The 26,744-nt window shown below is 70.1% G+C and carries 30 protein-coding genes; 16 read left to right on the top strand and 14 right to left on the bottom strand.

The window, feature by feature from the left end; translation table 11 throughout:
- Positions 1 to 882 (top strand): manganese catalase family protein, encoded by an 882-nt coding sequence (locus RWS82_RS00540; protein ID WP_314645756.1) that lies wholly within the window; start codon positions 1 to 3, stop codon positions 880 to 882.
- Positions 879 to 1,913 carry an SDR family oxidoreductase gene (locus RWS82_RS00535; RefSeq protein WP_314645754.1) on the top strand — a complete coding sequence of 345 codons (1,035 nt, stop codon included), beginning with the start codon at positions 879 to 881 and terminating at the stop codon, positions 1,911 to 1,913. The genes RWS82_RS00540 and RWS82_RS00535 overlap by 4 nt, the downstream gene beginning before the upstream one ends.
- A 42-nt stretch (positions 1,914 to 1,955) precedes the next feature.
- Here the strand turns inward: RWS82_RS00535 and RWS82_RS00530 are convergent, their stop codons facing one another.
- Positions 1,956 to 2,468 (bottom strand): DUF2231 domain-containing protein, encoded by a 513-nt coding sequence (locus RWS82_RS00530; protein WP_314645753.1) that lies wholly within the window; start codon positions 2,466 to 2,468, stop codon positions 1,956 to 1,958.
- Positions 2,469 to 2,552: 84 nt separating this feature from the next.
- On the opposite strand from RWS82_RS00530, the gene RWS82_RS00525 reads away from it, so the two are divergent.
- From RWS82_RS00525 to RWS82_RS00505, 5 genes are all read left to right on the top strand, one after another.
- The gene (locus RWS82_RS00525) at positions 2,553 to 3,158 is read left to right on the top strand and encodes a hypothetical protein (RefSeq protein WP_314645752.1); all 606 of its coding nucleotides are present in this window, start codon (positions 2,553 to 2,555) and stop codon (positions 3,156 to 3,158) included.
- A 114-nt stretch (positions 3,159 to 3,272) separates the two neighbouring features.
- Positions 3,273 to 3,935, top strand: coding sequence for a copper resistance protein CopC (locus tag RWS82_RS00520; protein WP_314645747.1), 663 nt, complete (start codon positions 3,273 to 3,275; stop codon positions 3,933 to 3,935).
- Positions 3,936 to 3,946: 11 nt separating this feature from the next.
- A complete protein-coding gene (locus tag RWS82_RS00515) occupies positions 3,947 to 4,483 on the top strand; it encodes a copper chaperone PCu(A)C (protein WP_314645744.1) in 537 nt (178 codons plus the stop codon).
- A complete protein-coding gene (locus tag RWS82_RS00510; RefSeq protein WP_314645741.1) occupies positions 4,483 to 5,721 on the top strand; it encodes a Dyp-type peroxidase in 1,239 nt (412 codons plus the stop codon). The genes RWS82_RS00515 and RWS82_RS00510 overlap by 1 nt, the downstream gene beginning before the upstream one ends.
- Positions 5,718 to 7,112: a PepSY-associated TM helix domain-containing protein gene (locus RWS82_RS00505; RefSeq protein ID WP_314645738.1), complete on the top strand. Its 1,395-nt coding sequence runs from the start codon at positions 5,718 to 5,720 to the stop codon at positions 7,110 to 7,112. Before RWS82_RS00510 ends, RWS82_RS00505 begins: the two co-directional genes overlap by 4 nt.
- A 69-nt stretch (positions 7,113 to 7,181) precedes the next feature.
- On the opposite strand, the gene RWS82_RS00500 is transcribed toward RWS82_RS00505, so the two are convergent.
- The 3 genes from RWS82_RS00500 to RWS82_RS00490 all read right to left on the bottom strand — a co-directional run bounded on the left by RWS82_RS00500 (position 7,182) and on the right by RWS82_RS00490 (position 10,020).
- Complete coding sequence (locus RWS82_RS00500; RefSeq protein WP_314645735.1) at positions 7,182 to 7,517, bottom strand: DUF4333 domain-containing protein; 336 nt, start codon at positions 7,515 to 7,517, stop codon at positions 7,182 to 7,184.
- Between the two features lie 102 nt (positions 7,518 to 7,619).
- On the bottom strand, positions 7,620 to 8,903 hold the full coding sequence (locus RWS82_RS00495; RefSeq protein WP_314645732.1) for a hemolysin family protein: 1,284 nt from the start codon (positions 8,901 to 8,903) through the stop codon (positions 7,620 to 7,622).
- Positions 8,904 to 9,009: 106 nt separating this feature from the next.
- Complete coding sequence (locus RWS82_RS00490; protein WP_314645729.1) at positions 9,010 to 10,020, bottom strand: TerC family protein; 1,011 nt, start codon at positions 10,018 to 10,020, stop codon at positions 9,010 to 9,012.
- A gap of 202 nt (positions 10,021 to 10,222) precedes the next feature.
- Here RWS82_RS00490 and RWS82_RS00485 point away from each other — a divergent pair, with 202 nt between their 5' ends.
- Entirely contained in the window at positions 10,223 to 10,912 is a 690-nt protein-coding gene (locus RWS82_RS00485) for a nucleotidyltransferase domain-containing protein (protein WP_314645727.1), read from the top strand.
- A gap of 22 nt (positions 10,913 to 10,934) precedes the next feature.
- Here the strand turns inward: RWS82_RS00485 and RWS82_RS00480 are convergent, their stop codons facing one another.
- From RWS82_RS00480 to RWS82_RS00455, 6 genes are all read right to left on the bottom strand, one after another.
- A complete protein-coding gene (locus tag RWS82_RS00480) occupies positions 10,935 to 12,599 on the bottom strand; it encodes a RecQ family ATP-dependent DNA helicase (RefSeq protein ID WP_314645725.1) in 1,665 nt (554 codons plus the stop codon).
- The gene (locus RWS82_RS00475) at positions 12,596 to 12,718 is read right to left on the bottom strand and encodes a hypothetical protein (protein WP_314645722.1); all 123 of its coding nucleotides are present in this window, start codon (positions 12,716 to 12,718) and stop codon (positions 12,596 to 12,598) included. The genes RWS82_RS00480 and RWS82_RS00475 overlap by 4 nt, the downstream gene beginning before the upstream one ends.
- Positions 12,715 to 14,292 (bottom strand): SulP family inorganic anion transporter, encoded by a 1,578-nt coding sequence (locus RWS82_RS00470; RefSeq protein ID WP_314645718.1) that lies wholly within the window; start codon positions 14,290 to 14,292, stop codon positions 12,715 to 12,717. Before RWS82_RS00470 ends, RWS82_RS00475 begins: the two co-directional genes overlap by 4 nt.
- 181 nt (positions 14,293 to 14,473) lie before the next feature.
- A complete protein-coding gene (locus tag RWS82_RS00465; RefSeq protein ID WP_314645716.1) occupies positions 14,474 to 15,343 on the bottom strand; it encodes a hypothetical protein in 870 nt (289 codons plus the stop codon).
- 105 nt (positions 15,344 to 15,448) lie between these two features.
- The gene (locus RWS82_RS00460) at positions 15,449 to 16,051 is read right to left on the bottom strand and encodes a class I SAM-dependent methyltransferase (RefSeq protein ID WP_314645713.1); all 603 of its coding nucleotides are present in this window, start codon (positions 16,049 to 16,051) and stop codon (positions 15,449 to 15,451) included.
- Positions 16,051 to 16,683, bottom strand: coding sequence for a VanZ family protein (locus RWS82_RS00455; protein ID WP_314645711.1), 633 nt, complete (start codon positions 16,681 to 16,683; stop codon positions 16,051 to 16,053). Before RWS82_RS00455 ends, RWS82_RS00460 begins: the two co-directional genes overlap by 1 nt.
- Positions 16,684 to 16,911: 228 nt before the next feature.
- On the opposite strand from RWS82_RS00455, the gene RWS82_RS00450 reads away from it, so the two are divergent.
- From RWS82_RS00450 to RWS82_RS00430, 5 genes are all read left to right on the top strand, one after another.
- Positions 16,912 to 18,396 carry an MFS transporter gene (locus RWS82_RS00450; protein WP_400190045.1) on the top strand — a complete coding sequence of 495 codons (1,485 nt, stop codon included), beginning with the start codon at positions 16,912 to 16,914 and terminating at the stop codon, positions 18,394 to 18,396.
- Between the two features lie 7 nt (positions 18,397 to 18,403).
- Positions 18,404 to 19,462 (top strand): magnesium and cobalt transport protein CorA, encoded by a 1,059-nt coding sequence (locus tag RWS82_RS00445; RefSeq protein WP_314645710.1) that lies wholly within the window; start codon positions 18,404 to 18,406, stop codon positions 19,460 to 19,462.
- Between the two features lie 66 nt (positions 19,463 to 19,528).
- Complete coding sequence (locus RWS82_RS00440) at positions 19,529 to 19,939, top strand: VOC family protein (RefSeq protein WP_314645709.1); 411 nt, start codon at positions 19,529 to 19,531, stop codon at positions 19,937 to 19,939.
- A complete protein-coding gene (locus RWS82_RS00435; protein WP_314645707.1) occupies positions 19,936 to 20,223 on the top strand; it encodes a helix-turn-helix domain-containing protein in 288 nt (95 codons plus the stop codon). Before RWS82_RS00440 ends, RWS82_RS00435 begins: the two co-directional genes overlap by 4 nt.
- Before the next feature lie 43 nt (positions 20,224 to 20,266).
- Positions 20,267 to 21,439, top strand: a complete 1,173-nt coding sequence (locus tag RWS82_RS00430) for a DUF4232 domain-containing protein (protein WP_314645704.1) — start codon at positions 20,267 to 20,269, stop codon at positions 21,437 to 21,439.
- 105 nt (positions 21,440 to 21,544) lie between these two features.
- On the opposite strand, the gene RWS82_RS00425 is transcribed toward RWS82_RS00430, so the two are convergent.
- Together RWS82_RS00425 and RWS82_RS00420 are read right to left on the bottom strand one after the other, a co-directional pair.
- Positions 21,545 to 21,898: a hypothetical protein gene (locus tag RWS82_RS00425; protein WP_314645700.1), complete on the bottom strand. Its 354-nt coding sequence runs from the start codon at positions 21,896 to 21,898 to the stop codon at positions 21,545 to 21,547.
- Between the two features lie 212 nt (positions 21,899 to 22,110).
- On the bottom strand, positions 22,111 to 23,028 hold the full coding sequence (locus RWS82_RS00420) for an alpha/beta fold hydrolase (RefSeq protein WP_314648133.1): 918 nt from the start codon (positions 23,026 to 23,028) through the stop codon (positions 22,111 to 22,113).
- 126 nt (positions 23,029 to 23,154) lie between these two features.
- On the opposite strand from RWS82_RS00420, the gene RWS82_RS00415 reads away from it, so the two are divergent.
- Positions 23,155 to 23,589, top strand: a complete 435-nt coding sequence (locus tag RWS82_RS00415) for a hypothetical protein (RefSeq protein WP_314645698.1) — start codon at positions 23,155 to 23,157, stop codon at positions 23,587 to 23,589.
- A gap of 19 nt (positions 23,590 to 23,608) precedes the next feature.
- Here the strand turns inward: RWS82_RS00415 and RWS82_RS00410 are convergent, their stop codons facing one another.
- Both RWS82_RS00410 and RWS82_RS00405 read right to left on the bottom strand, forming a co-directional pair.
- Positions 23,609 to 24,364 (bottom strand): ABC transporter permease, encoded by a 756-nt coding sequence (locus tag RWS82_RS00410; protein ID WP_314645697.1) that lies wholly within the window; start codon positions 24,362 to 24,364, stop codon positions 23,609 to 23,611.
- A 1-nt stretch (position 24,365) separates the two neighbouring features.
- The gene (locus RWS82_RS00405) at positions 24,366 to 25,289 is read right to left on the bottom strand and encodes an ATP-binding cassette domain-containing protein (RefSeq protein WP_314645695.1); all 924 of its coding nucleotides are present in this window, start codon (positions 25,287 to 25,289) and stop codon (positions 24,366 to 24,368) included.
- A 78-nt stretch (positions 25,290 to 25,367) separates the two neighbouring features.
- Between RWS82_RS00405 and RWS82_RS00400 the strand changes: the two genes are divergently transcribed.
- On the top strand, positions 25,368 to 26,027 hold the full coding sequence (locus tag RWS82_RS00400) for a TetR/AcrR family transcriptional regulator (RefSeq protein WP_314645691.1): 660 nt from the start codon (positions 25,368 to 25,370) through the stop codon (positions 26,025 to 26,027).
- Complete coding sequence (locus RWS82_RS00395; RefSeq protein ID WP_314645688.1) at positions 26,024 to 26,563, top strand: hypothetical protein; 540 nt, start codon at positions 26,024 to 26,026, stop codon at positions 26,561 to 26,563. Before RWS82_RS00400 ends, RWS82_RS00395 begins: the two co-directional genes overlap by 4 nt.
- Positions 26,564 to 26,744: the final 181 nt, after the last annotated feature.

Raw genomic sequence — 26,744 nt, 5'->3', positions numbered from 1 at the left:
ATGTTCTTCCACCGACAGGAACTGCAGTTCTCGGCGACACCGGAGAAGCCCGATGCCGTCTACGCACGCAAGCTTCAAGAGGTGCTGGGCGGCCAGTACGGGGAGATCTCCGTCGCCATGCAGTACCAGTTCCAGGCCTGGAACATGCACATCCCCGGCAAGTACCGCGACCTGGTGTTCGGCATCGGTGCGGAGGAGATGGGTCACGTCGAGATGCTCGCGGTCATGATCGCCCAGCTGCTCGAGAAGTCGCCGCTCGGCATCACCGAGGAGGCGGTGCAAGACGACCCGACGGTCGCGGCCGTCATCGGCGGCACCGACGTTCAGCACGGGATCGTGGCGGGTGCCGGCGCACGCCCGGTGGACAGCAACGGCAACCCGTGGCAGGGCTCGTACATCACCGCGAGCGGCAACCTGCTCGCCGACTTCATGGCGAACGCCAACGCCGAGATGCAGGGCCGGGTGCAGGTGGCACGGCTCTATCACATGACCGACGACCACGGCATCCGGGACATGCTCGGCTTCCTGCTCGCCCGCGACACGATGCACCAGAACCAGTGGCTGCGCGCGGTGGAGGAGCTCAAGGAAGAGGGCGCGGAGGAGCTGCCCGTGCCGAGCAACTTCCCGCTCAACAAGGAGCACCGTGAGGTCTCGTACCAGTACCTGAACTTCAGCGACGGCGCCGCCGCCGCCGAGGGGTCGTGGGCATCCGGCCCCACGCCCGACGGCAAGGGCGAGTTCAGCTACCACGATGGACCCACGACGACGGCCGAGATGCCGCCGCCCACCCACCCCGACGCGCGCTTCTACGGCACCACCGAGCTGCCGAATGTGGTCGAGAAGGTGGCCGGCGCCGCACAGGACGCGTTCAACAAGGAATGACCGGGTTCCGCTGGGGAGGAGGGGGCGCAGCCGGTCGACGGCTGCGCCCCCTCGACGCCCAGGTCGCGGTGATCACCGGGGGTTCGCGCGGCATCGGTCGCGCCGCGGCCCGGCGTCTCGCGCGTGAGGGTGCCCGCGTCGTCGTGCTCGCCCGTGACGAGGAGGGCCTGCGCGAGACGGTGCGGCTCGTCGAGGAGGACGGCGGCACGGCCCGCCATCTGGTCGTCGACGTCACCGATGCGGATGCCGTGCGCACCGCGGTCGACCGGGTCGAGGAGTGGTTCGGACGCATTGACACCTGGGTGGGCAATGCGGGGGTGCTGCTGTACTCGCGGGTGGCCGACACGCGACCGCAGGAGTTCCGCGACGTGCTCGAGGTGAACCTGATCGGGCAGATCCACGGCATCCAGGCGGCGCTTCCGGCCCTGCGTCGCGCCGGCGGCGGCGCACTCGTCATCGTCTCCTCGGTCGAGGCGGTCGCGGCTCTGCCGATGCACGGCGCCTATGCGGCGTCGAAGCATGCGTTGGAGGGAGCCCTCGACGCCCTGCGCCGGGAACTCGGGGACGAGTATCCGCAGATCAGCATCACTTCTGTGCGGCCGGCGGTCATCGACACCCCCATCTATCGGCACGCGCGCAACCGCATGGTGTGGCGGCCGACCGCGCCTCCGCCCACGTACGCGCCCGAGGTCGTGGCCGAGGCGATCGCCTTCGCGGCGACGCATCCCGTGCGCACCATCCATGCGGGTGGGGGCGGCCGTCTGCTGGTCGCCGCGCAGCAGGCCGCTCCGGGCATCGTCGACGCCGTCTTCCGCCGGCTCGGCACCGACATCATGCACACCGACGACCCCGATGGCACGGGCGGCGGAGATCTGCGCGTCGGTGCCGCAGACCGCTCGTCCACCGGCGCGCTCCCCCGCCGGGGTCGCGCGGTGAGCATCTATACCTGGCTCGCGGTGCGTCCGCGAGTGCGCCTCGGGCTCACGGCGGCGGCGCTGGTGTGGGCCGGTTCGCGTCTGCGGCGGAGGTAGCGGCGGGGGGCGACCCTGCGGAGGGACCGCGGGTGCGCCCTCTCACTGGTGCAGACGGAACCCCTCTGCCTGCGTCTGCTCGTCGGCGACGCGGATGCCCCACCGGTAGGCGAGCTTGCCGCCGAGGTATCCCGACGCACCGACCAGCAGGAAGGCGATCGCGCTGAGGATGAAGGCCGGCAGATGCGGATGGTCGGCGCCGTCGACGAGACGCAGCACGAAGCCGAGCCCGAAGAGCGCCGTCGCGAGCAGGTTGAGCGTCATGTGCACGAGCGCGGTGCGGCGCGCGACGGTGCCCCGGGCGATCTGCGACAGGTCCATGATGCCGAGCACCGCGGCGAGGAGCGCCCCGGCGATGCCGATGCCGACCAGGAGCGTCGCCCCCTGCGCGAAGGCGGAGTCGTCACCGACGAGCGCGATCACGTCGAAGATCAGCGCGGCCGTCCATGCCCCGATCGGGATCGTGACCGCGACGGGGTGGAACGGATGCCCGTACGGCCCCGCGACGATCGATCGCGGATGCTTGGCCCGGTGGATGCGCTGCGCTGTGTCCATGTCGCGACGGTAGAGGGCGGCCACCGATCCCCGCAGGGTCTTGACAGGACCGTCCGCGGTCGGCGGGCCTGACACAATGGGACCGTGCACCCGTCCCGGAGACCCGCCGTTCTGCGCGGGTTCGCGGCATCCGCCGTGGCGATCTTCGTCGCGCTCGCCGGGCACGTCACCGCCGGCGGGGCGATGCCCGGGCCACTGGGCATCCTCGTGCCCTGGGTGCTGTCGTTCATGGTGTGCGTGCTGCTGGCCGGGCGTCGACTCTCGGTCACCCGCCTCACGCTCTCGGTCGCCGTGAGCCAGTTCCTGTTCCACGTACTCTTCGTGCTCGGCACCATCACGCCCACCGCGAGCGCCGCCCCTCACGTGCACGGCGGTCCGCTGGTGCTGCCCGATGCCGCCGGCGTCCCGGCCGCGGTCGTGGCGGACGGCGGGATGTGGGTCGGGCACGTGTTCGCCGCCCTGATCACCGTCGCCGCGCTGCACCGCGGCGAGCGCCTGCTCATCGGGCTGCGCGATCTCGCTCAGCAGAGCATCCGCTGGGTCCGTCGCCGGACCGCCGTCTCCGTCTTCTCCCCGCGCCCCCGACCGGTCGCCGTTCCTCGCCTGCGTGCGGACGCCGTCGTTCTGCGTGGCGCCCTGCTGCTCTCGCCCCTGCGCGGGCGCGCCCCACCTCTCGTCGCCGCGGTCTGATCTCCGCCCCGGGCCTGCGCCCGTGGGCGTTCACGCCTGCGCGCGCCCGATGCCGCGCGGGCCGGCAACGCACCGTCCGGCGCCCTTCGCGGCGCCCGTCGAGAGGTATTCCCCATGTCCCCTGTCCGCAGAATCGCGGTCGGGCTGGCCGTGGCGGCCGTCGCCGTGCTGGCGACCGCCGTGCCGGCATCCGCTCATGACTCGCTCGTCCACAGCACTCCGGAGGCCGATCAACGGCTGGCCACCCCGCCGGAGTCGATCACTCTGACCTATTCCGGCGACCTGCTCGTGCTCGGCGACTCGACCGAGGGCGCCGTCGTACTCGTGGTCGACGCCGACGGCCACGACTGGGCGACCGGCGAGGTCGACGTCGACGGTCGCACCGTCACGGCCCTCCTCGACCCCGGCATGCCCGCCGCGGGGTACCAGGTGCGGTGGCAGGTGGTGTCGGAGGACGGGCATCCGATCTCCGGCGTCGTGCCGTTCACGGTCGGCGATGCGGAGCCGATGCCCGCCTCGGCGTCCGCCGGCACGGACAGCTCGCCGGACGAGACGGTCGCGCCGTCGGACGGCGGTTCGAACGCCGACCCCGGCGACACCGACGCGGATGCCGCGGAGCAGACCCCGACCCCGACCGACGACGGCGCCCGTGTGCTGCTCGTCGGCATCGCCGGCGCAGCGATCGCCGCTGTCGCCCTTCTCCTCTTCCGAATCCTGCGCCGTCCTCGCACGGCCCCCGCCGCCTCGGCCGATGCCGACGCCGCGGAGAACGACTGAAAGGCCTCACCATGACCTTCTTCACGAACACCCCGCTCCCCCGCCTCGCCGCCCTCGCCGCGGTGTCGCTCCTCGCGCTCACCGGCTGCGCCGGCACGCCCGTCGAACCGGCGGCCTCCGCGTCGCCGGCCGGCGACTCCGTGGGGATCGAGGACGCCTGGATCAAGGCGACCGACGACGACATGTCCGCCGCGTTCGGCACGCTCACGAACGACAGCGGTCAGGCGGTGACGGTCGTCTCGGCGTCGACGGATGCGGCAGGCATGGTCGAGCTGCACGAGACCGTCGAGAACGAAGCCGGCGAGATGATCATGCGCGAGATCGAGGGAGGGTTCTCGATCCCGGCCGAGGGAGAACTGGCCCTCGAACCCGGCGCCGACCACATCATGCTGATGGGTCTCACCGGCCCTCTCGCCGCGGGCGATGAGGTCACCGTCACTCTCACCTTCTCGGACGACTCGACCTACGCCTTCACCGCCCCGGTGAAGGACTACTCGGGCGCCAACGAGAACTACGAGGGCGACGACCACGAGGGCATGGACCACTGATGCGCGCGCGCACCGAAGGTGCGCGCTCCGATCGCCCCGGGTCGACCCGGCGGCAGTTCCTCCTCGGAGGAGCTGTCGTCGGCGTCGGCGCGGCTGCGGCGATCGGAGTCGACCACGCCCTGAACCGGCCGGATGCCGGCAGCCCTCCCCCCGCCTCGACGCCGATGAACGGTGAGGAGACCGTGCCGTTCTTCGGCGCTCACCAGGCCGGCATCGACACCGCGGCGCAGGCGCACGGCCTCTTCCTCGCGCTCGATCTGCTCGACTCGACCGACCGGGAGGGGCTGCGGCGGCTGCTGCGCATCCTCACCGACGACGCCGCGCGTCTCACGCAGGGCCGGGCGGCGCTGGCCGACTCCGAGCCCGAACTCGCCCTCTCCCCCGCCCGCCTGACGGTGACGTTCGGGTTCGGCCCCCGTCTCGTCGCGCGGGCCGCCGGCACCGGTCCGAGCTGGCTCGCACCCCTGCCCGCGTTCTCGATCGACCGACTGCAACCGGAGTTCTCCGAGGGCGACCTGTTGCTGCAGATCGCCGCGGACGACCCCCTCACCGTGTCGCACGCGGCGCGGATGCTGCTGAAAGACGCCCGCAGCTTCGCCTCGCTGCGGTGGAGTCAGCAGGGCTTCCGACGCGCGTACGGCACGGAGCGCCCCGGCACGACGATGCGCAACCTCTTCGGGCAGGTCGACGGGACGGCGAACCCGCAGCCCGGAACCGCCGAGTTCGACGAGGTCGTATGGGCGGGCGAGGGGTGGATGGCCGGGGGCACCGGCCTGGTCGTGCGCCGCATCCGCATGGACCTCGACACGTGGGACCGGCTCGACCGCAGCGGACGCGAGGCATCCGTCGGCCGCACTCTCGCGAACGGTGCGCCGCTCACCGGCACCGACGAGTACGACGAACCGGATCTCACCGCGACCACCGCCGTCGGGTTCCCGGTCATCCCGCAGTTCGCCCACCTGCGCCGGGCGCGAGGCGATGACGGGGTGAAGATCTTCCGCCGGGCGTACAACTACGACGAACGCCCGACCGGCGCCAGCGTGTCGGAGTCGGGGCTGATCTTCGTGTCGTTCCAGGCCGACGTCGCCCGTCAGTACACGCCCATGCAGCAGCGTCTCGCCGACCTCGACCTGTTGAACGAGTGGACGACGCCGATCGGCTCCGCGGTGTTCGCGGTGCCTCCCGGATGCCGCGAGGGCGGATTCATCGGCGAGACGCTGTGGGGAGGAGCGCCGTGAGCGGCGAGCCGGGATGGTTCGGGGCGCTGCTGCGACGGTTGCACTTCCTGGCCGGCGTGCTCGTGGGGCCGTTCATCCTGGTGGCCGCCGCGAGCGGTGCCCTCTACGCGCTGACGCCGACCCTCGAGCAGATCGTGTACGCGCACGAATTGCACGCCCTGGCATCGGACGAGACGCTCAGCCTGGCCGCGCAGATCGAGATCGCCGAGGAGCACGTCGCCGGAACCGCGACGCTCTCTGCCGTGCGGCCCGCACCGGAGCCCGGCGACACGACCCGGGTGATGTTCGCCGGCGACGGTCTCGGCGCGAGCGAATCGCGCGCCGTGTTCGTCGACCCGGGCTCGGGCGAGATCCGCGGAGACCTCACGGTGTACGGCACGAGCGGCGCCCTGCCTCTGCGCACCTGGATCGACCAGCTGCACCGCACGCTGCACCTCGGCGAGGTCGGCCGCGTCTACAGCGAGCTCGCCGCGTCGTGGCTCGGCATCGTGGTGCTCGCAGGCGTGGCACTGTGGGTCGTTCGCGTGCGGCAGGCACGAGCGAAGCGCGATCTGCTGCTCCCGAACCGCCGGCACCGCGGGTACCGGGGCCTCTTCGGATGGCACGCGTCGGTCGGCGTGTGGGTGGCGATCGGGGCGCTGTTCCTCGCGGCGACCGGCATCACCTGGTCTCAGTACGCCGGGACGAACGTCCCGCAGCTGCGCGCGGCGCTGGGCGGGGCGACGCCCGTGCTCGACACGTCGCTCGATACCAGCGGGGGTGGGAGCGGCGGGCAGGTCGATGAGCACGCGGGGCATCACGGCCCGGCATCCGCGCCGACCGGAGCAGCCAACCCCGCGACGTTCGATGCGGTGCTCGCGATCGCCCAACGCACGAACGTGAACACCGGACGGGTGGAGATCACGCCGCCCGCGCAACGCGGGGCGGCGTGGACGGTGGGCGAGATCCAGACGAGCTTCCCGACCGAGGTCGATCAGGTCGCCATCGACGGCACCGCACTGCAGGTGGTCGACCGGGTCGACTTCGCCGACTTCCCCCTCGCGGCGAAGCTCGCGCGGTGGGGCGTCGACCTGCACATGGGGTCGATGTTCGGCCTCGTGAACCAGCTCGTGCTGTTCCTGCTGGCGATCGCGATCGGCGCGATGGTCGTGCTCGGCTACGCGATGTGGGCGAAGCGTCGACCTCCGCGGTCTGCTCGTCGGTTCGGCGGGGCCCCGCCGCCGCGCGGAGCTCTGCGCGGCGCGCCGTGGTGGGGCGTGCTCGCCGTCGTCGTCATCGGCGCGGGCATCGCTCTGCTGCTGCCGCTCGTGGGGTGGACGCTCGTCGCGTTCGTCGTCGTCGACACGGTCGCGGGACTCCTCTCCCGGACGCGAGCAGATTCGACGGCGTAGCGGCCGCCGGGCACCCGTGGGCGCGACCCGCGGGTGCCGCCGCCGACGCTCCCGGAGACCGGCCGCGGGTTAAGAGGTCGCGTCGTTCGGGGTGTCGGCGACCTGCACCGACACGGTCACGTTCGTGCCGTCGACCTTCGAGAGCGTCACATCGGTGTCGAACTCCGAGCCGGTCGACGGATCGGTGAGCAGGCAGTCGACGACCGAGCCCTGCTCCAGGGGGATGCTGTCGTCGCCGCAGTCGATCTCGGGTCGCTGCCCGACCTCGGCCTCGAGGGCATCTTCGGCGAGACTCGCGATCTCGTTCGGAGAGGCGGTGGCCGAGGCCGAGAACGAGCAGCCGGTCAGACCCGCGGCGAGCAGCCCGGCGGCGGCGGTGAGCAGGGCGAGGCGAGAAGTGCGCATGGTGGTGTCCCCCGAGGTCGATGTCCGCTCAGCGTAGCGAGCCGCCCCTCCCGGCGGCGACCGTCGGTCGTCGCGGAGAGGGGCGGCTCAGCGCACAGCAGATCAGCCGATCGGCACCTCGTCGTCGGCGCGCGGCGTCACCCGCACGCGGGCGATGCGGCGTCGATCGAGCTCGGCGACCTGGAGCGTCGCGCCCGGCACGTCGATCGTGTCGCCGACCACGGCGAGGCGCCCCAGCTGCTCGGTCACGAACCCGGCGATGGTGTCACTCGATCCGCGGGGCAGCTCGAGGCCGGTGGCCTCCTCGAAGTCCTGCAGGTTCAGACGTCCGTCGAGAGCCCCGCCCGGAGCATCCGTCTCCGCCGCGTCGTACTCGTCGAAGATCTCACCGACGACCTCTTCGACCAGGTCCTCCAGCGTGACGAGCCCGTCGGTTCCGCCGTACTCGTCGACGACGACGGCGATGTGGTGACCGTCGGCGCGCATGCGCGTGAGGGTCGGCAGCACGCGCGCGGTGGAGGGGATGTACGGGATCTCCCGGATGAGCGCCTGCACGGGACGCTCGGGGTCGGCCCCCGCCGCCTCGAACAGGTCGCGCACGTGCACGAAACCGGTGATGTCGTCGATCGACTTGTCCGACACCGGGTACCGCGAGAAGGGCAGATCGCGCACCTGCGCCACCGCCTCGGCGACCGTCGCCGTCTCGTCGAGCGCCACGACCTCGGGTCGCGGGCGCATCACCTCGCTGATCTGTCGTCCGCGCAGCGAGAGCACATCGTCGAGAATGCGCCGCTCGTCGTCGGGGAGGCCCTGGTGCGACGCGACGATGTCGCGCACCTCCTCGTCGCTGAGCTCCTCCCCCGTCTTGTCCGGGTCGCCGCCGAGCACGCGCACGAGCGCGTTGGTCGACACCGAGAGCAGCCAGATGACGGGGCGCATGACGACCGCGAAGCCGCTAAGCGCCGGGGCGACGGCGTACGCGAACTGCGCGTTCCGCTGGATCGCGAGGCGCTTGGGCACGAGCTCGCCGAGCACGAGCGACAGGTACGCGATGACGAGCGTCAGCGCGACGGTCGCGATGGTGAGCGAGATCGCCGGATCCACGCCCCACGACTCGAAGAGCGGGGCGACCGACGGAGCGATCGAGGTCGCGCCGTACGCGGCCGAGGCGAACCCGGCCACGGTCACGCCGATCTGCACCGCAGAGAGGAAGGTGTTGGGGTTGCGGGCGAGCGCGGCGACCTTGGCACCGCGCCTGCCGCGCAGACCGAGGGCGTTGATCTGGCTCTCGCGGAGGGTGACCAGGGCCATCTCCGTCGCGGCGAAGACGCCGCCGATGAGCACGAACGCGATGACGAGGGCGATGTTCCAGAGCAGGCCGTCCATCAGCGGGTCACCTGCTCGGTGCGGGGGTGGGCGCCCGGCGTGGCCCGGGCGCTCGTACTGTCAGAGTCCGAAGAGTCAGAACAGTGGGCGTTCAAGGAGTGCTCCCTTACTTGGTGGTGGTGTCGGTGGAGTCGGTGACGGAGGGGACGGATGCCGGGTCGCGGCGCGTCTTGACGAGGCTGGCGATCGTGGCGACCGCGATGGTCGCAGCGATGAAGAGCAGCGAGAACCAGATCGGGATCTCGGGGGCCCACAGCACCGGCTCCCCGCCGTTGATGAACGGCAGCTCGTTGACGTGCAGGGCGTGGAAGACGAGCTTGACGCCGATGAACGCGAGGATGACCGCGAGGCCCTGCGCCAGGTAGACGAGGCGCTCGAGCAGACCGCCGATGAGGAAGTAGAGCTGACGCAGACCCATCAGCGCGAACGCGTTCGCCGTGAAGACGATGTAGGCCTCATCGGTGAGGCCGTAGATCGCGGGGATCGAGTCGACGGCGAAGACGAGGTCGATGAAGCCGATCGCGATGATCGTGAGCAGCATCGGGGTGACGAAGCGCTTGCCGTTCTTGACGACCGTGAGCTTGTCTTCGTTGTACTCGTCGCTGACCGGCAGGTGACGGCGCACGAAGCGCATGAAGCGGCCGTTGGCGGGGTCGCTCTCGTGGTCGCTGAACGCCTGGCGCCAAGCGAGCACGAGCAGCAGCGCACCGAAGAGGTAGAAGATCCAGGAGAAGTTCTCGATGAGGGTGGCGCCGACGGCGATGAAGATGCCGCGCAGGATCAGCGCGATGACGATGCCGATCATCAGCACCTTCTGCTGGTACTTCTTCGGCACCGCGAACCCGGTCATCACGATGAGGAAGACGAACAGGTTGTCGATCGACAGCGCCTTCTCGGTGAGGTAGCCGGCGAAGTACTCACCGCCGTACGTCCACCCGGAGACGAGACCGATGCCCACGCCGAAGATGAGGGCGAGGCTGATGTAGAAGATCGACCAGCGGGCGGATTCGCCGATGGTCGGTTCGTGCGGGGTGCGCACGTGCGCGAAGAACTCGTACACGAAGAACGCGATCGTGACGGCGATCGTGATGATCCAGATGAGGGGGGTGACGTCCAACGGAGGCTCCAGACTCGGCGTATGCGGCAGCAGAGCCAAAGTCTTCTCCATTCCCGATCGGGAACCGGTGGGCCGGGATGCGACTGCATCCGTAATGACGAAACCACCGTGGCGGAGTACTCCCCTTGGTAAGTCCAGTGTAATGCATGCGACCGGATGCTTTTCTGAACAACGCCCCCGAGCGTCGGTAGGCTCGCGTTCCATGGACTTCGTGCCGCTCGTGGAGCGCTTCGTGACCCACCGTTTCCCGGGAGCCGAGGTCGTGATCGTGGCCGGCAGCACGGCGCGCGGAACGCGCACTCCGACCAGCGACATCGATCTGCTGCTCCTCGGCGACGAGCTGTTCGAGGCCGGGCGCGACAGTCTCGCGGCGACCTACCGGTTCGAGGGCGAGGTGTTCGAGGTCTTCGCGTACACGCATCAGGGCTTCGCGACGTGGGCGGAGCGAGGCCTGGCGCAGTATCGACCCGTCATCGTGCAGATGCTCCTCGACGGTCTGACCGTGCGCGGCGGGGCTGAGCGCGAGCGGTACCGCACCCTGTGGGAACCCGTGTATCGCCGTGGCCCCGAGCTCGATGACGCGGAGCGGCGGTTGCGGCGCTATGTTCTCACCGATGTGCTCGACGACTTCATCGACGCATCAGATCCGCTGGAGAAGCACGTCCTGGCATCCCTGCTCTTCGAACGCACGGCGGAGCTGATCCTTCTGACGAACGGACGATGGGTCGGCGCAGGCAAGTATCTTCCACGGAGGCTCCGAGAGTTCGACGCCGAGCGGGCGGATGCCCTCACCGCTCCCCTGCTCGCCCACGATCACACGGCGCTCGCCGCCCGGGTCGCGCACGAGCTCGAGCGCGCCGGTGGCCGCCTGCAGGAGGGCTTCGAGCGCTGACATCCGGACTCGTGCCCGCGGGCTAGTCCCCGGCGACCTGCAGGACCCCGCGGTCTACGGCCTCGCGTGCGACGACCTTGTAACCCTGGTCTTCGAAGAACACGGTGACGCGGTCGGACTCGGTACTCACGACCGTGCCCGCACCCCATGCCTCGTGGTCCACCGCGGCATCGGCGACCAGGCCGTCCTCCGGCGCGTCGGCGACGGCATCGCCCTCGCTCACCCGCGCGCCGGCGTCGGTGGATCCAGCGTCGCAACGGTCGCACGCGCCGCACGACTCCGGCGACTCGACGCCGAAGTAGTCGAGCAACGCGACGCGACGGCACCGCGTCGCCTCGGCGTACCCGCGCATCACGACGATGCGACTCTCGCGGATGCGCTGCTGGGCGTCTTCATGATCGCGCACGGCCTGGGCGACCTCCTTCGGGCGCCTCCCGTCGACCGCCGAGAAGCCACGCGAGGTCGCCTCCGCCGCACCGACGTCGACGAGGGCCCCGAGAATGCGCGTGGCTCGGCGCGACGAGAGGCTCGACGCCTCGGCGAGCGCCGTCGCGCGCATCGGGGCCGTCGACTTTGCGAGCGCCTTCCACACCGCCGTGATCTCGGCGGGCTTGGCGTGCCCGGCGGCGAAGAACGACCGCAGGGCGAAGTCCTCCGGGCGGTAGTGCAGCACTGCCCGCGCCGGCTCGCCGTCGCGCGCCGCGCGTCCGATCTCCTGCGCGTACGCGTCGAGCGACTCCGTGACGTCGGCGTGCACCACGAGCCGCACGTCGGGCTTGTCGATCCCCATGCCGAACGCCGACGTCGCGACGACCACGTCGAGCTCGCCGTCGAGCCATGCGTGATGCACGGCGTCGCGGGCTTTCGCGTTCATCCCGCCGTGATACGCCGCCGACCGCCGACCGCGTTCGGCGAGAGCCTCGGCGTAGGCATCCGTCTCCTTGCGCGTCGCGACGTACAGCAGCGCCGGGCCGGACTCGTCTGCCACCTCGTCGAGCACCGCCGAGCGCTTCTCGCCGTCGCTCTCGTGGCGACGCACGGCGAGGTGGATCTCTGGTCGGTCCATGCCGCGGATCTCGAGGTGTGGGTCGCGCATGCCGAGCTTCTCGATGATGTCGGTGCGCACGGGCGACGACGCGGTCGCGGTCAGCGCGAGGATCGGCGGATGCCCCAACCCTTCCGCGACTTCACCGAGTCGGGCGTAGTCGGGCCGGAAGTCGTGCCCCCAGGCCGAGACGCAGTGGGCCTCGTCGACCACGAGCAGCCGCACGTCGGCCCGCGTCAGGCGCTCGACCATCTCGGGTCGGGCCAGCTGCTCGGGTGCGAGGAACGCGTAGACGGGTTCGCCGCTCTCGATCGCGTCCCACGCGGCGCGCTCGTCTTTCGCGGAGGTCCGCGAGTTGAGGGCGACCGCGGCCGGCGCATCCGGTGCCTCGTCGATCGACAGCACCTGGTCGCGCTGCAGGGCGAGCAGGGGCGAGATCACGACGGTCACCCCGCCCAGCTCGAGACCGGCGATCTGATACACCGCCGACTTGCCCGCACCGGTCGGGAAGACCACCAGGGTGTCGCGCCCGCCCACGACGGCGCTGATGGCCTCGGCCTGCCCGGGCAGGAGCGAGTCCCAGCCGAAGGCGTCGCGGGCGGCACGCCGGGCATCGGCGAGGGAGGGGGCGGTGGTGCTCACGGGTGGGGAGTCCTTCCGGATCGGCGGAAGTCTCCACCGAACACCACGACGCCGCCGAGCACGACGGTCTTGACGCGCCGGATGCTGCGACGATACGGGTCGTCGCGGCATCCGCTCATCCGCCGAGCGTGCCGGTGAGGCGTCCGTGCAGAGCGGCGGCCACGCCGTCGAGCCCGTGCAGTTCGACGGTCGTGCCGAGGCGCTCGTACTTGGTGACCACGGCGTCGAGCGCGGCGACGGTCGACGCATCCCAGACGTGCGACCGGCTGAGGTCGATGACCACGTGCCCGGGGTCGGCGGAGTACGAGAACTGGGTCGTGAGGTCGTTGCTCGAGGCGAAGAACAACTCGCCCTCGACGACGTACCGGACGACCCCCGGCGAGGCGTCCCCGCCGTCGCCCGCCCCGTCGCCCGCATCGTCGGCTGCAGTGTCGGCTGCGGTGTCGGCCGCGGGCTCGATGCGGGTGACGGTGACCACGTGGGCCACCCGTCGCGCGAACATCACCATGGCGGCGAGCACTCCCAGCACGACGCCGATCGCGAGGTTGTGCGTCCAGACGGTCGCGACGACCGTGATCAGCATGACCGCGGTCTCGCTCTTCGGCATGCGTCGCAGCGTGGCGGGGCGGATGCTGTGCCAGTCGAACGTGCCGACGCACACCAGCACCATCACGGCCACAAGCGCCGCCATGGGGATCACGGCCACGACATCGCCGAGGGCGAGCACGAGCACGAGGAGGAACACCCCGGCGAGGAAGGTCGAGATGCGGGTGCGGGCGCCCGACGCCTTGACGTTGATCATGGTCTGGCCGATCATCGCGCAGCCGCCCATGCCGCCGAACGCGCCGGAGAGCACGTTCGCGACACCCTGCCCCCATGCTTCGCGCGTCTTGGGAGAGTGCGTGTCGGTGATGTCGTCGACGAGCTTCGCGGTCATCAGCGATTCGAGCAGACCGACCGCGGCCATGGCGAGGGCGTAGGGGCCGATGATGCCGAGCGTCTCGAGCGTGAGCGGCACCTGCGGGAGGAACAGCTCGGGCAGGCTCTGCGGCAGCTCGCCCTGATCGCCGACGTTCGGCACGTTCCACCCGAAGACGAGCACGGCGGCGGTCAGCAGCACGATCGTGACGAGAGGCGCCGGCACGACCTTGGTGAGGCGCGGCATGAGCAGCATGATCGCGAGCCCGGCGGCCACCAGCGGGTAGACGAGCCACGGCACGTCGATGAGCTGCGGCATCTGCGCGATGAAGATCAGGATGGCGAGCGCGTTGACGAAGCCGACCATCACCGATCGCGGGATGAAGCGCATGAGCCGGGCGACGCCGAGCACCGCCAGCACGATCTGCAGCACTCCGGCGAGCATCACCGTGGCGATGAAGTAGTCCATGCCGTACTCGCGGGCGACGGGAGCGATCACGAGCGCCACCGCTCCCGTCGCGGCGGAGATCATCGCGGGGCGACCACCGAGGAAGGCGATGGTGACCGCCATGACGAACGACGAGAAGAGCCCGACGCGCGGATCGACACCCGCGATGATCGAGAACGCGATGGCCTCGGGGATGAGGGCCAGGGCGACGACGAGTCCGGCGAGCACCTCGCGGGTGAGCAGCCGAGGATTGCGGAGCGCCTGAGCGACGGTGGGTTCGATGCGCGAGCGCGATGCACGTGCGCAGGCCGGGGTGACCGCGGTCATCTCGCCTCCTGGGCGGCGGGCGCCTCGCTCGCGGGCGCATGCGGGCGCCAGCGAACGCCGAGGCGAAGAAAAAGGGGAAGAGGTGCCGATCGGCATCCATTCCCCACCCTAACGGCGCGCCACCGTGCCGCCGTCCCCTCCCGGCCCGGCCGCACCGAGGTGCGACCGGGCGGGGAATCCGTCAGCGACCGAGGCCCACCCGGTCGACCTTGCGGTGGTAGCGCATGCCGGCGAGACCGCCGAGGATCGCGCCGAGCAGTGTCACGACCGCCGCTCCGAGCGCGGTCAGGATGCCGGTGACCGTCGCGGTCTCGGCAGTGACCGGGATGCGCGGGAAACTGTCGAGGTTGCCGAGGATGTCCCACTGCGCGCCGGCGATCGCCGTGACGATGGCGACGACGATCGCGACGATGATCGCCCACAGCCACACCGCGATGCCCTGCTTCGCACCACTGAATCGCGCCATGCGGCCGGCGACGTATCCGCCGGCGTAGTAGGAGATGAAGAGCACGAGGGCGATGACGATGATCGCGACGATCCCTCCGGCGCCCATCGCGGCGTCGGCCGCCTCGTCGGGCGTCGTACCCGTGTTCGCGCCGACCGCAGCGCCGATCGCCGTGACCAGGGCCGTGAGCAGCACGGTCAGCCCCATCGCGGTCAGCCAGCCGAAGAACGCCGAACCGAACTTGAAGCCGCCGAACTCCGCCTTCTCGCGAGCGTGCACGTCGTCGCGCAGGCTCGTGGCGTCGTGCCGGCCGCGCGGGTTCGTGTCGTCATGACGGTCGCCGTCGTGCACCGTGTCATGGTCGACATGCGTGGTCTCGTGCCGCGCGGTGGGGACATCGTCACGGCGGTCGTCGTGCCCGCGCTCGTCGTGCAGACGGTCCTCGCGGGCCTGCGCCTCGCGGGCCCGCGCCGCGGCGAGGTCCTGTTCGGTGCTGCGCCGTGCGGCCGCGGGGTCGCTGGTCATGGGCGGGAGGTCGGCGTCACGCGCCGGAGCATCCACGTCTCGGGAAGGTCGGGGCTCGGGGGTGCGGTTGATGTCGCTCATGCCGTGACCATAGGCACCCCGCCGATCGCTCGCGCACACGGTTGCGCATCGCGGATGAGGCGCGTACCGTGCTGGGAACCACGGCCTCCCGCGTTCGACCGAGGGTCAGCAGCCGTCGCCGCGCCGCTCGGCGATGATCGCACCGACCGGCCGGGCACCGGGCTCCTCCCGCACGTGCACCTCGATCACGTCGAAGCCCGCCGCGTCGAGCAGTGCGCGCAGCGGCGCCACGGGCCACCGGTACGCCCGGGTGACGGCGTGCTCGAACGGCTCGACGGCGGGTCCGGAGAAGAATCCGAGGGCCAGAAGACCGCCGGGCCGGAGCACGCGGCGGAACTCCGCGAGGGGCGCGCCGATCGTCTCGGGTGCGTGGTGGATCGTCGAGAACCACGAGAGCACGCCGCCGTACGACGCATCCGGTTCGTCGAGGTCGTCGATGCTCCCCTGGTCGAAACGCACGCCCGGGAAGCGGCGCCGCGCGTGATCGACGAAGGCCGGCACGAGGTCGATCCCGCGCACCTCCACACCGAGCGACGCCAGGTGAGCGGTCCAGTGTCCGGGGCCGCATCCGGCGTCGAGCACGGGGTCCGACACCTGCCGCGCCCACCACTCGACGAGGTCGCGATCGGACGGATGCACCGCCGCCATCGAGCCGAGCACCTCGGCGTACTCGACGGCTCGTGCCGTATAGGCGGCGGTCGTGGTCATCAGACGAGCGTATCCACGGGGGCGCCGATCTCGGACCGGTCGCCCGCGTCGGTGCGTCCTTCGCGGGTGCCGGCCCAGCGGAAGCGGTCGATGAGACGGGCGAGCGCCGGAACCCGGTTCGCTGCGACGAAGAGCCCGTAGCCGATCGCCCCGCCCGCGACGTTGGACAGGAAGTCGTTCACGTCGGAGATGTGCCCGCCCGCGAAGAAGAGGTCGGCGACGAACTGCGCCAGCTCGATCGCCAGGCTCGCAGCGGCCGCGGTGAGCACGACCCGCGCCCACGTGGGCCGCGCGAGCAGCAGCGGGATGAGCATCCCGAGCGGCAGGAACACTGCGATGTTCATCAGGGCGTCGTCGATCTCGTAGTCGGCGAACGGCACGAGGGCCACGGCCGGCTGCCATGGCTCGCCGCTGTCGGGGGCGTTCAGGAAGATCGGGAACACGGTGTTCGCGACGACGCCCGCCGCATAGATCGACAGCGCGAGCGCGACGGCCGCGCGGGGCAGCGAGAAGCGCCCGCGGATGTGCAGGCGGCCAAGCAGCAGCAGGAACAGCAGCAGCCCGAGCGGCGCGACGATCGGCAGCACGGGCAGGGCGCCGAAGGGGTTGTCCATGCGGAGTTCTCCAGACATCGTGCCGCCCGAGGGCGGCGGCGGAGCATCCGCCTCATCCGTCCAGTGTTCCGCCGACGCGCCGCCCGCCGCGTCCGTCGGGAGGATGACATCGGATGCCGTCGCCCTCGTGAAGGGGGAACTCTAGAACCGCCGCGAGTTGCGGGTCAACCAGATGCGATCCATTCACACGGAGGAGTAAGACAGATGAGGCTGCGGGCGGTGTGAGGCCCGCGAGAAGGAGGACCCGTGTCTGCATCCGATTCCCGCGTGAAGGAGGTCCGGTCGCTCGTCCCCGCGCGGATGGACCGGCTGCCGTGGTCGCGCTTCCACTGGATGATCGTCGTCGGCCTCGGATTCTCGTGGATCCTCGACGGTCTCGAAGTGCAGATCGTCGCCGCCAACGGGTACGCATCGACCCTCGGCATGGGTCCGGCCGAGGTCGGCCTCGCCGGCACCTGCTACCTGCTCGGTCAGGTCTTCGGCGCACTGGTGTTCGGCCGCCTCACCGACCGCCTCGGACGCAAGAACCTCTTCCTCATCTCCCTCGCGATCTACCTCGTGGGATCGGCGGTCGCGGGCTTCGCGTTCGCCCCCTGGTTCTTCTACATCTGGCGGTTCGTGGCCGGCGCGGGCATCGGCGGCGAGTACGCGGCCATCAACTCGGCGATCGATGAGATCATCCCCGCGCGGTACCGCGGACGCGTCGACATCGCCATCAACGGCACCTACTGGGGCGGAGCGGCGCTCGGCGCCGTGGCCAACCTCTTCTTCCTCAACACCGACATCCTCCCGGAGGACATCGGCTGGCGACTCAGCTTCTTCGTCGGACCGGTGCTCGGTGTGCTCATCATCTGGCTGCGTCGCCACATCCCCGAGAGCCCGCGCTGGCAGATGACGCACGGCCGCGAGGAGCAGGCCGAGCGCAACGTCGACGAGATCGAGGAGCGCATCCGCAAGGAGGGCAAGACGATCCCCGACGTCGACGAGACGAAGGCGATCACCGTGAAGGAGTACGGTCGCGTGCCGTTCCTCACCATCGCCAAGGTGCTCTTCCGCACCTACCCGCGACGCACGCTCGTCGGCATCACGATGATGGTGACCCAGTCGTTCCTCTACAACGCGATCTTCTTCACCTACGCGCTGGTGCTCGAGAACTTCTACGACACCCCGCCGGCGTCGGCCTCGCAGTACTTCATCATCTTCGCCGTCGGAAACCTGGCCGGAGCGCTGCTTCTGGGTCACTTCTTCGACACGTGGGGGCGCCGGCGGATGCTGTTCGCCACCTACACCCTCGCCGGATCCATCCTGCTCGTGAGCGCGTTCCTCTTCAACGCGGGCGTGCTCAACGCCGCCACGCACACGGCGTTCTGGTGCGCGTCGTTCTTCTTCGCCTCGGCCGGAGCATCCGCCGCGTACCTGACCGTGAGCGAGATCTTCCCGCTCGAACTGCGCAGCCAGGTCATCTCGTACGTGTTCTCGATCGGTCAGCTCGTCGGCGCCATCGCCCCGGTGCTCTACGGGTCGCTGATCGGCGCGAGCGCCGAGACGGGCGACCGCGGTCCGCTGTTCTGGGGCTACGTGCTCGGGTCGGCGATCATGATCTTCGGTGGTGTGATCTGCGGCATCTTCGGGGTGAGCGCGGCGGGGAAGTCGCTGGAGGACATCGCCGATCCCCTGTCGCTCGTCGAGCAGGCGAAGGAGGGCGTCACGCCCGACGCGAAGAAGGGATGATGGGCGCATGACGGTCATCGACAACGCCATCTACGTGGCGGGGCACCGCACGGGCGACCCGCAGACGCTCGACGAGACGTTCGAGCTGCTCCACGAGCGGCAGGGCATGGCCTGGATCGGCCTCTACCGCCCGGAGCCGGACGAGATCCATGCGGTCGCTCGGGAGTTCGGCCTGCATCCGCTCGCCGTGGAGGACGCCCTGAAGGGGCATCAACGAGCGAAGCTGGAACGCTTCGGCGACACGCTCTTCGTGGTGCTGCGACCGGCGCGGTACATCGACAGCAGCGAGACGGTCGAGTTCGGCGAGGTGCACCTGTTCATCGGGCCGCAGTTCGTCGTGACCGTGCGGCACGCCGAGAACCCCGACGTCGCCCGCGTCCGTGCGCGCCTCGAAGCGAATCCGACGCTGCTCGGACGAGGGCCGGTCGCCGTGCTGTACGCGGTGCTCGACGAGGTCGTCGACGGGTACGCGCCCGTGGTGGCGGGGCTCGAGAACGACATCGACGAGATCGAGGATCAGCTGTTCGCCGGCGACCCCGCGGTGGCGCGGCGCATCTACGAGTTGCTCGGCGAGGTGATCTCGTTTCAGCGCGCCACGCGTCCGCTGCGCGACATGCTGGAGAGCCTGCAGGAGGGGGCGGGCGAGCACGGCGTCGATGTGGAGCTGCGGCACTCGGTGCGCGACGTGCTCGACCACGTCATCCGGGTGAGCGAGCGCGCCGACGGGTTCCGCGCTCTGCTCGAGAATGCGCTGACGGTGCATGCCACTCTCGTGACGCAGCGTCAGAACGACGAGATGCGTCAGCTCTCCGAGGCGAGCCTCGCGCAGAACGAGGAGACGAGGAAGCTCTCCGAGACGGGGCTGGCCCAGAACGAGCAGGTCAAGAAGATCTCGTCGTGGGCCGCGATCCTGTTCGCGCCCACGCTGATCGGCACGATCTACGGCATGAACTTCCGGCACATGCCCGAGCTCGACTGGCCGCTCGGTTACCCGCTGGCGCTGCTCGGCATGCTCGTCGGCGGCGTCGTGCTCTACACGATCTTCAAGGCGAAGAAGTGGCTGTAGCGCGTCTCGTCTGCGCGGCCGCAGGGGGGCCTTGACGTCGCACTTGTATTTTGCAAGTATCGGCTCATGGCCCTCTTCCTCACCTGCCCCGTCGAGAGCGTCGAGCGCTCGACCGCCTTCTACACCGCCCTCGGCTGGACGCTCAACACCGAGATGTCGGACCACAACGTGTCGTGCTTCGCGATCGCACCCGAGCAGTACGTCATGCTCGGCAGCCGCGAGATGTATGCGAGCGTCGGCGGCACCGAAGATCTGATCGGCGGGCCGGACACCCCGTCGAAGATCACCGTGTCGTTCGACCTCGGCAGCCGCGAGGCGGTGGACGACCTCGTCGCGCGAGCCGAGAGCGCCGGCGGCCGTGTCGGCGATACCGACGACTACCCGTTCATGTATCAGCGGCAGTTCGACGATCCGGACGGTTACCACTACTCCCCCTTCTGGATGAAGCCCGAGGCAGACGACGCCAACGACGCGTGAGCGACCTGGCGCGCGCGCTCGAGGTCGTCGGCGCCCGCTGGGCCCTGCTCATCGTCGAGCAGTTGCTCGACGGCCCGCAGCGGTACGGCGACCTGCAACGCGCCCTGGGGGCGCCCACGAACATGCTCGCCACGCGTCTGCGGGAGCTGGAGGAGGCGGGCGTGCTGACGCGGCTCCCCCTGCACCACAACACGCGCGCCTATGCGCTGACCGACCGCGGCCTCGCGCTGCGCACGGCGATCGAATCGCTCGGCCGCTGGGGCGCGGGCGCGCCGGACGGATAGGGTCGAACCGTCCCCGATCGGGGGCATGATCCGGGGGGATGCGATGAAGCGTGGTCTGATCGGCGGAGCGGTGCTCGCCTTCCTGTGGTTCCTGTGCGTATGGATCCCGTACGGGCTGTCGCTGGCGGGCGGGAGCCTGGCGACGCTCGCGCAGCTGATTCCGTCACCCATGGGTCGGGGGGTGCTCGGGAGCCCGCTCGGATGGGCCGTCGTCGTGCAGGTGCTGACGGTGGCCGCGCTGGTCGCCGGATTCGCCGCTCTGGCCGCCGTCCTCGGGCGGCGCGGCGGAGCGTTCGCGGCGGGATGGCTGGCGGGCGTGCTGACGACGTTCGCCATCGGCGCGTCCATCGATGTCGGCAGCTTCGTGACATGGGTGGGCTCGTTCGGCATCCGCGGTGCCGCCGGCACCATGGGTGCGGCCGCGATGACGACGTGGTGGGGCGTGCTCGTGGGGTGGGTTCCCGCTCTCGTGAGCGCACGGTCGGTCGCGCGCCGCCGGACGGATGCTGCGCTCCCGAGTCGGGGAGCGGATGCTCCGCCGCCGGACGACCCCCTCGAAAGGGAGGTTCACCCATCGCCGCCGCGCGCACGCACGTTGGTCGCGGCTGTCGCGGCTCTCGCGCTGATCGCCCTGCCGTTCGCCATGGAGGCCGGGCACGCCGCCACGCAGCAGCAGCTGCGCGAGGATCAGGCGGCGGAAACGCCGGCGGACCCCGATGGCGCGGCCGCTCCCGACCCCTCGGCCGAGGGCGAGCCCGTGCCCACCGCCGCGGCGTCCGACGGCGCCGTTCCCGACGACGCCTGCACCGCGGCGAACACGACGATCCTGGCGCCCGCGCCCGACGGGGCCACCGGCCACCGCGGTCAAGCGCTGTCGCTCGTGAACGTGTCGGACGAACCGTGCGTCGTCGAGGGGTACCCCGACGTCGCGTACGGCGACCAGAACGACCACCGCCTCGACGTGACCGTCGAGCACGGCGGCTCCTTCATGGCTGCAGACCCCGGCCCCGCCCCGCTCACGCTGCAGCCCGGCGATGCGGCCTCGGCCGTCATCGGCTGGGACGCGAACTCGGTGCACGGCCAGCTCGCCGCCCGCTCGGTGTGGATCGCTGTGCGGCCCGGCGAGGAGCGGCTGTCCTGGGCCATGCCCCTCGACATCATCGGCGGCGCGACCGTGTCGGTCACCGCCTGGCACGTTCCGACTCCGGCAGGCTGACCCGCACCCACGCCGGCAGGAGCGGGATGAATCGACTCGCGGCGACCCGCCGGGACGCTCACGGCGTGGAGCACATCCGAAATCTGCCGCGCCACTCTGTGGCGCTCAAGAATCCGCCTGAATGTGTTCGGGAAGCCATCGGACACCGTCGTTGCTTGCAGTAATCCGGCTATCCGGGTCCGTTTCCAACTCTTCCATCAAGGGCACGAGGATGTTCCATAGCGTCCAATCCTCCGGGGTCGGTAGCGGTCGATCGACCCCGCCTTCGAGCGGCTGGGGTAAGGCCGCTCGATAGCCGTATTTTGCGCCATCAGTACGAGTGACCTCGACAATGAGGAAGCCGTCCACGATCTCAGTGCCGGTCAGGACAAATCCTTCCGGCACGAGGGGGGTCTCCTTTTCGGCCCATACCTGCTGCACCGCATCGACGAAGTCGTGCGTGTGGAGTTCTCTGCTCACTATCGCCTCCCTTGACGCCCAACGTGGACCCCCCATTGTGAACGGACCGGTGGACCTGGGCAACATGCTGTCGCACCGATGAGTTCGGCCGGGCCATGGCGCCTCCGCGCCGCACCGGTCCTGGGCCATGCCCCTCGACATCATCGGCGGCGCGACCGTGTCGGTCACCGCCTGGCACGTGCCGGTTCCGGCGGGGTGACGAGGAAGAAGGTTCACCCCCGCATATCCATCGACATCCGGCGCACCGCCTCGCGGAGTTCCCGGACCATCGTCGGGCCCCCGTGCCCCTCGTCCAGGATTGGGATGAGCCGACTCGCAGACCATGCACGGTGCAGATCGAACGGCACGGACATGCTGGAGCTGAGGTCCCTGCGACCATGGACGAGGACGCCAGGGATCGCGGCCAGCCGATCGATGCCCTGCAGGATGCCTGCAGCGCCCAGAAAGGCGTCGTGGCTCCAGTAATGGAGGATGAGCGTGGCGAGCTCGATTCGCGTGCGCGGGTCGTCCCACCGGCGATCGGGCGAGAAGTTCGGGTCGAGTGATCCGTGCGTGTTCTCCCAGCGCCCCCAGGCCTGCGCCGCGCGGTCGCGAACCGCCTCATCGTCGCTCGTGATGGCGCGGTAGAGGGCGTCGACCACGCGCTCCGCAGGGCGGGGCTCGGCCACCCTCTCGAGCTGCTCCCACTCCTCGGGGAAGACGCGGCGGAGATCGCGTGTGATCCACTCGACCTCCGCGTGGCTGGTCGTCGTGACGGCGCCCAGCGCGAGCCCGCTCACCCTCCCGGGATGAGCCTCCGCGTATGCCAGCGCGAGGGTCGCTCCCCAGGAGAGCCCGACGACCAACCACCGCTCGACCCCCGCCTGCTCCCGCAGGGCTTCGATGTCTTCGATCTGCGTCTGGGTGGTATTGCTTTGCAAGGATGAGAGGTCGTCGGCGACCGACGGGGTGCTCCGGCCGCATCCGCGTTGATCGAATGCCACGACTCTGTTGATCGACGGATCGAAGAGGGTGTGATGGAAATCGGAGATTCCGGATCCCGGCCCGCCATGGAGGAAGAGAGCCGGGACGGCACCGTTTCCGAACTGCTCCCACGAGAGACGGACTCCTCCTGGGCGATCGAGAAGCATCCGTTCGGCCGGTGTGGTCACTCTTCGAACGTAGCGGGGGTCGCCCGAGCGGGAAATCCCTTCCCGACGAGGTCGCGGTCGCCCGCGTCGCCGTTCCGCGCGGTGAGCGGGTTAGGGTCGAGAATCATGCACGGTGGCTACCTCGACGTCGAAGACCAGCTCCTCTCGCATCCGAACATCACGCGTCGGGCGCTGGGCGCGTGGGGAGCGACGCTGTCGATCTGGGGGGATTCCACCCTGACGTGGAAGATGCGCGACACGGGCTCGTCGCTCAACCGCATCTGGAACCGCCACTGGAACACGCCACCCGAACACCACGGATGGCTGTTCGAGCAGTTAAGAGCCGGGAACCTCGACGCGCTCTACCAACTCGGCCCCGGCACTGGCGTCAATCTCGGCGAGCTGTACGTGGCCCTCTACCACTGCCCGGATGACGGCGTCGGCTACCTCGTCATGACGACGCGCACCGGCAAGCGACTCGGACGCGACACCGGCTGGCGGCCGATCGAGCTGCGCGGCGAGCGCCTCGACTACGCGGTCTCGCGCTTCTCGTTCTTCTGACGCGCGTCACCGGAGAGTCTCAGGCGTCGCGGGTCTTCAAAACCAGGTGGGCAGCCAGCGTCGTCCAGAGGGTGAAGACCGCCATGACCGCGAGTCCGGCGACCGGCGGAAGCGGGCCGCCGGGGCCGGTCGTGTAGGAGGCCTGGCCCGCTGTGGTCGGCCAGTAGGTTCCCGCGAACTCCCCGACGATGCCCGGAAGACCAGGGGCGAGGGCGGGGACGAGCAGCGCGACGGTGACGATGATGCCGAGGGCACCCGAGGCGCTGCGGGTGATCAGGCCGAACGCGAGTCCGAGAACGGCGCAGAGCACGAGGTACCCGACGGCGCAGAGCATCGCACGCACCGTGTCGGGGTCGGTGAGGGGGGCCGTGGGCAGACCGGCGGCAGCGAGGGCCGCCTGGCTCGCGGCGAAACTGCCGGTCACCGCCACGACCGCGGTGGCGAGCGCCGCGAGAACGACGACCGCCAGCTTCGAGGCGAGGAGCGCGGCACGTCGAGGGGTGATGGTGAGGCTGGTGATGATCTGACCGGTCGCGTACTCGCTGGTGATGCTCTGCGCGCCGAGCGTGGCGATCAGGATCTGGCCGACGAGGATGCCCTTGAAGCTGTTGCCGACGGGGTCGAAGTCGGCGGGGAGGTCCGCCTGCCAGTCGCTCATGAGGCCGCTGATCCCCAGCAGGCTCACGAGCACCGTCACCACGACCGTGGCGGCGGCGATGACCCACGTGCTGCGGACGCTGCGGACTTTCATCCATTCTGCGGCGAGGAGGTTCATGTCAGGCGGCCTTCCGGTCGGGGGCGGTCATGGCGAGGAAGGCGTCTTCGAGTGAGTCGCGCACGAGAGTGAGTTCGGACAGTTCGATCGAGGAAGCGGCGGCGACGCCACCGATGCGATCGGTCGTGGTGTCGCCGATGGTCAGGGCATCCGGAGAGATGTCGGAGAGGTGCGCGTCGATCCCCGCACCGGCCAGCGCCTCTCGCAGCGCAGGCAGGTCGGGTGTGCGAACGCGCACGTACTCGCTCGTCTGCTCGGCGATGAAGTCGCCCACGGGCTGGTCGGCCAACAGCCGTCCCCGATGGATGACGAGGAGGTGGTCGGCCGTGAGCTCCATCTCCCCCATGAGGTGACTGGAGAAGAGCACCGTGCGACCCTCGGCCGCCAACCCCCGCATGAGGGTGCGGGCCCATCGGATGCCTTCGGGGTCGAGGCCGTTGAGGGGTTCGTCGAAGATGACGATGCCGGGGTCGCCGATCAGAGCCGTCGCGATGCCCAGGCGCTGCTTCATCCCGAGCGAGAAGTCGCCGGCGGGACGATTCGCGTGCTCCGCGAGCCCCACCATCTCCAACGTCTCGGCGACTCGCCGTAGGGGCACGTCGCCGGCGCGCGCGACGGCGGAGAGGTGAGCAGCCGCGGTACGCCGAGGATGCACCGCCCGCGCGTCGAGCATCGCTCCGATGACGCGCATGGGCTGAGGCAGTTCCGACAGGCGGTGCCCTCCGACGGTCGCGGCACCGCTCGTGGGCTTGTCGAGCCCGAGGAACATGCGCAATGTCGTCGACTTGCCGGCGCCGTTCGGTCCCAGGAAACCGGTCACGACCCCCGGCCGTACGGCGAAGGAGAGGCCGTCGACGGCGGTGACGGTTCCATAGCGCTTGACGAGCGCGTGGGCCTGGAGGGTGGCGGTTTCGAAGGCGGGCATATTCGTACACTACACCGTATCGTGTAGTTCTACACTCGTCGGTGTAGAGTGAGGGCATCGGCCGATGAAGGGACCCCCATGACCGCCGCTCCGCAGAAGACCCTCCGGCCCGGGCAGGCGCACAAGCGCGCGGCGATCCTCTCGGCGGCCCGCGACCTCTTCGTGCACGTGGGCGTGGAGCGGACGAGCATGGATGCCGTCGCGGCGAAGGCTGCGGTATCGAAGCGCACCGTCTACGACTACTACGGCGACAAACGGCGACTGCTGCTCGCCGTCATCGAAGAGGCGGGCGAGGCGGCGCTCGACACGCTTCGCCGACTCCTCGATGAGCACCTACCCGAGGACATCGACTCCGGGGCATCCGACGATCTCGAACGCGCGGTCACCGCCTTCGCGTCCGCACTCGGGAGCTCCCTCCTGGCGTCGGCGGACTACGCCGCAGCGGTCACGCTCATCTCGGAGAACGAGCCGCTCCTTCCCGAGCTCGAGGACCATCCGCTCGACGCGGCCCACACGCAGGCCGTCGCGGTTCGCCTCGCGGCGTTCGCGGACGCCGGCCTTCTCGACGTCGATGACCCGCAACGGGCCGCGGATCATTTCACGGCGCTCACGACACTGCGAGTACTCAACGAGCCGCTCCGCCGACGGTCGGATCCCGACCGCGTTCGCGACATCATGACCGATGGCGCACGCGTCTTCCTCCGCGCCTACGCTCCCCTTGCGGAGCGACGGTCATGACCACCGCTCCGCCGAACGGCGGCGACGGCAGCGACGGCAGCGATGGCGAACTGCGTGCGCACCGCGCGTCCGCCCTCAAGGAACGCATCTATGTGACCTTCACGGTCCTCGCCGTCCTCATCGCCCTGCGCACTCACGACGACCACCCGAGCGCCACGGCCGCGATCGGCACGCTCGTGGTCGCGGTGGTGGCAACGGTCGTCGCCGTGTACATCGCCGATCTCCTCAGCCACATGATCATCCACAGTCGCCTACCCGAGATGGCCGAGCACCGCCGGATCATCCTGAGCACGCTGGGCGCGAGCACGGTCGCCCTGCCGCCCCTCGCCTGTCTTGCTCCCGCGGCGCTCGGACTCTACGAGGTCGGGATCGGTCTGTCAGCCGGCACCGCCATCAGCGTCGCGACGGTCGCAGCCGTCGGCTTCCTCGCCGTGCGGAAGCTCGCCCTTCCCCGGCGGCAGCGATTCGTCATCCTCGCAGCGGAACTCGTGCTCGTCGTCCTCGTGGTCGCCCTCGAACTGCTGTCGCACCGATGACGGCCGATGCCGCGCCGGATGTCCGATCTCGCGAAAGTTGACAGTTCGTGAGACAGCAGAGTCGCATGATTGCGTGGTTCTCATGGTTGCCGTTGGCAGGCCCTTGTCTCACGAAACCTGTCAGTAACGCGGTGGTGCGGCTTGAACAGGGCGCGGCAACATCCTCACTGGTCAGCCCGGA

The organism is uncultured Microbacterium sp., from assembly GCF_963528945.1.
GTDB lineage: Bacteria > Actinomycetota > Actinomycetes > Actinomycetales > Microbacteriaceae > Microbacterium.
The sequence above is the reverse complement of the archived record's forward strand: the minus strand, read 5'-3'. Positions and strand labels throughout refer to the sequence as shown.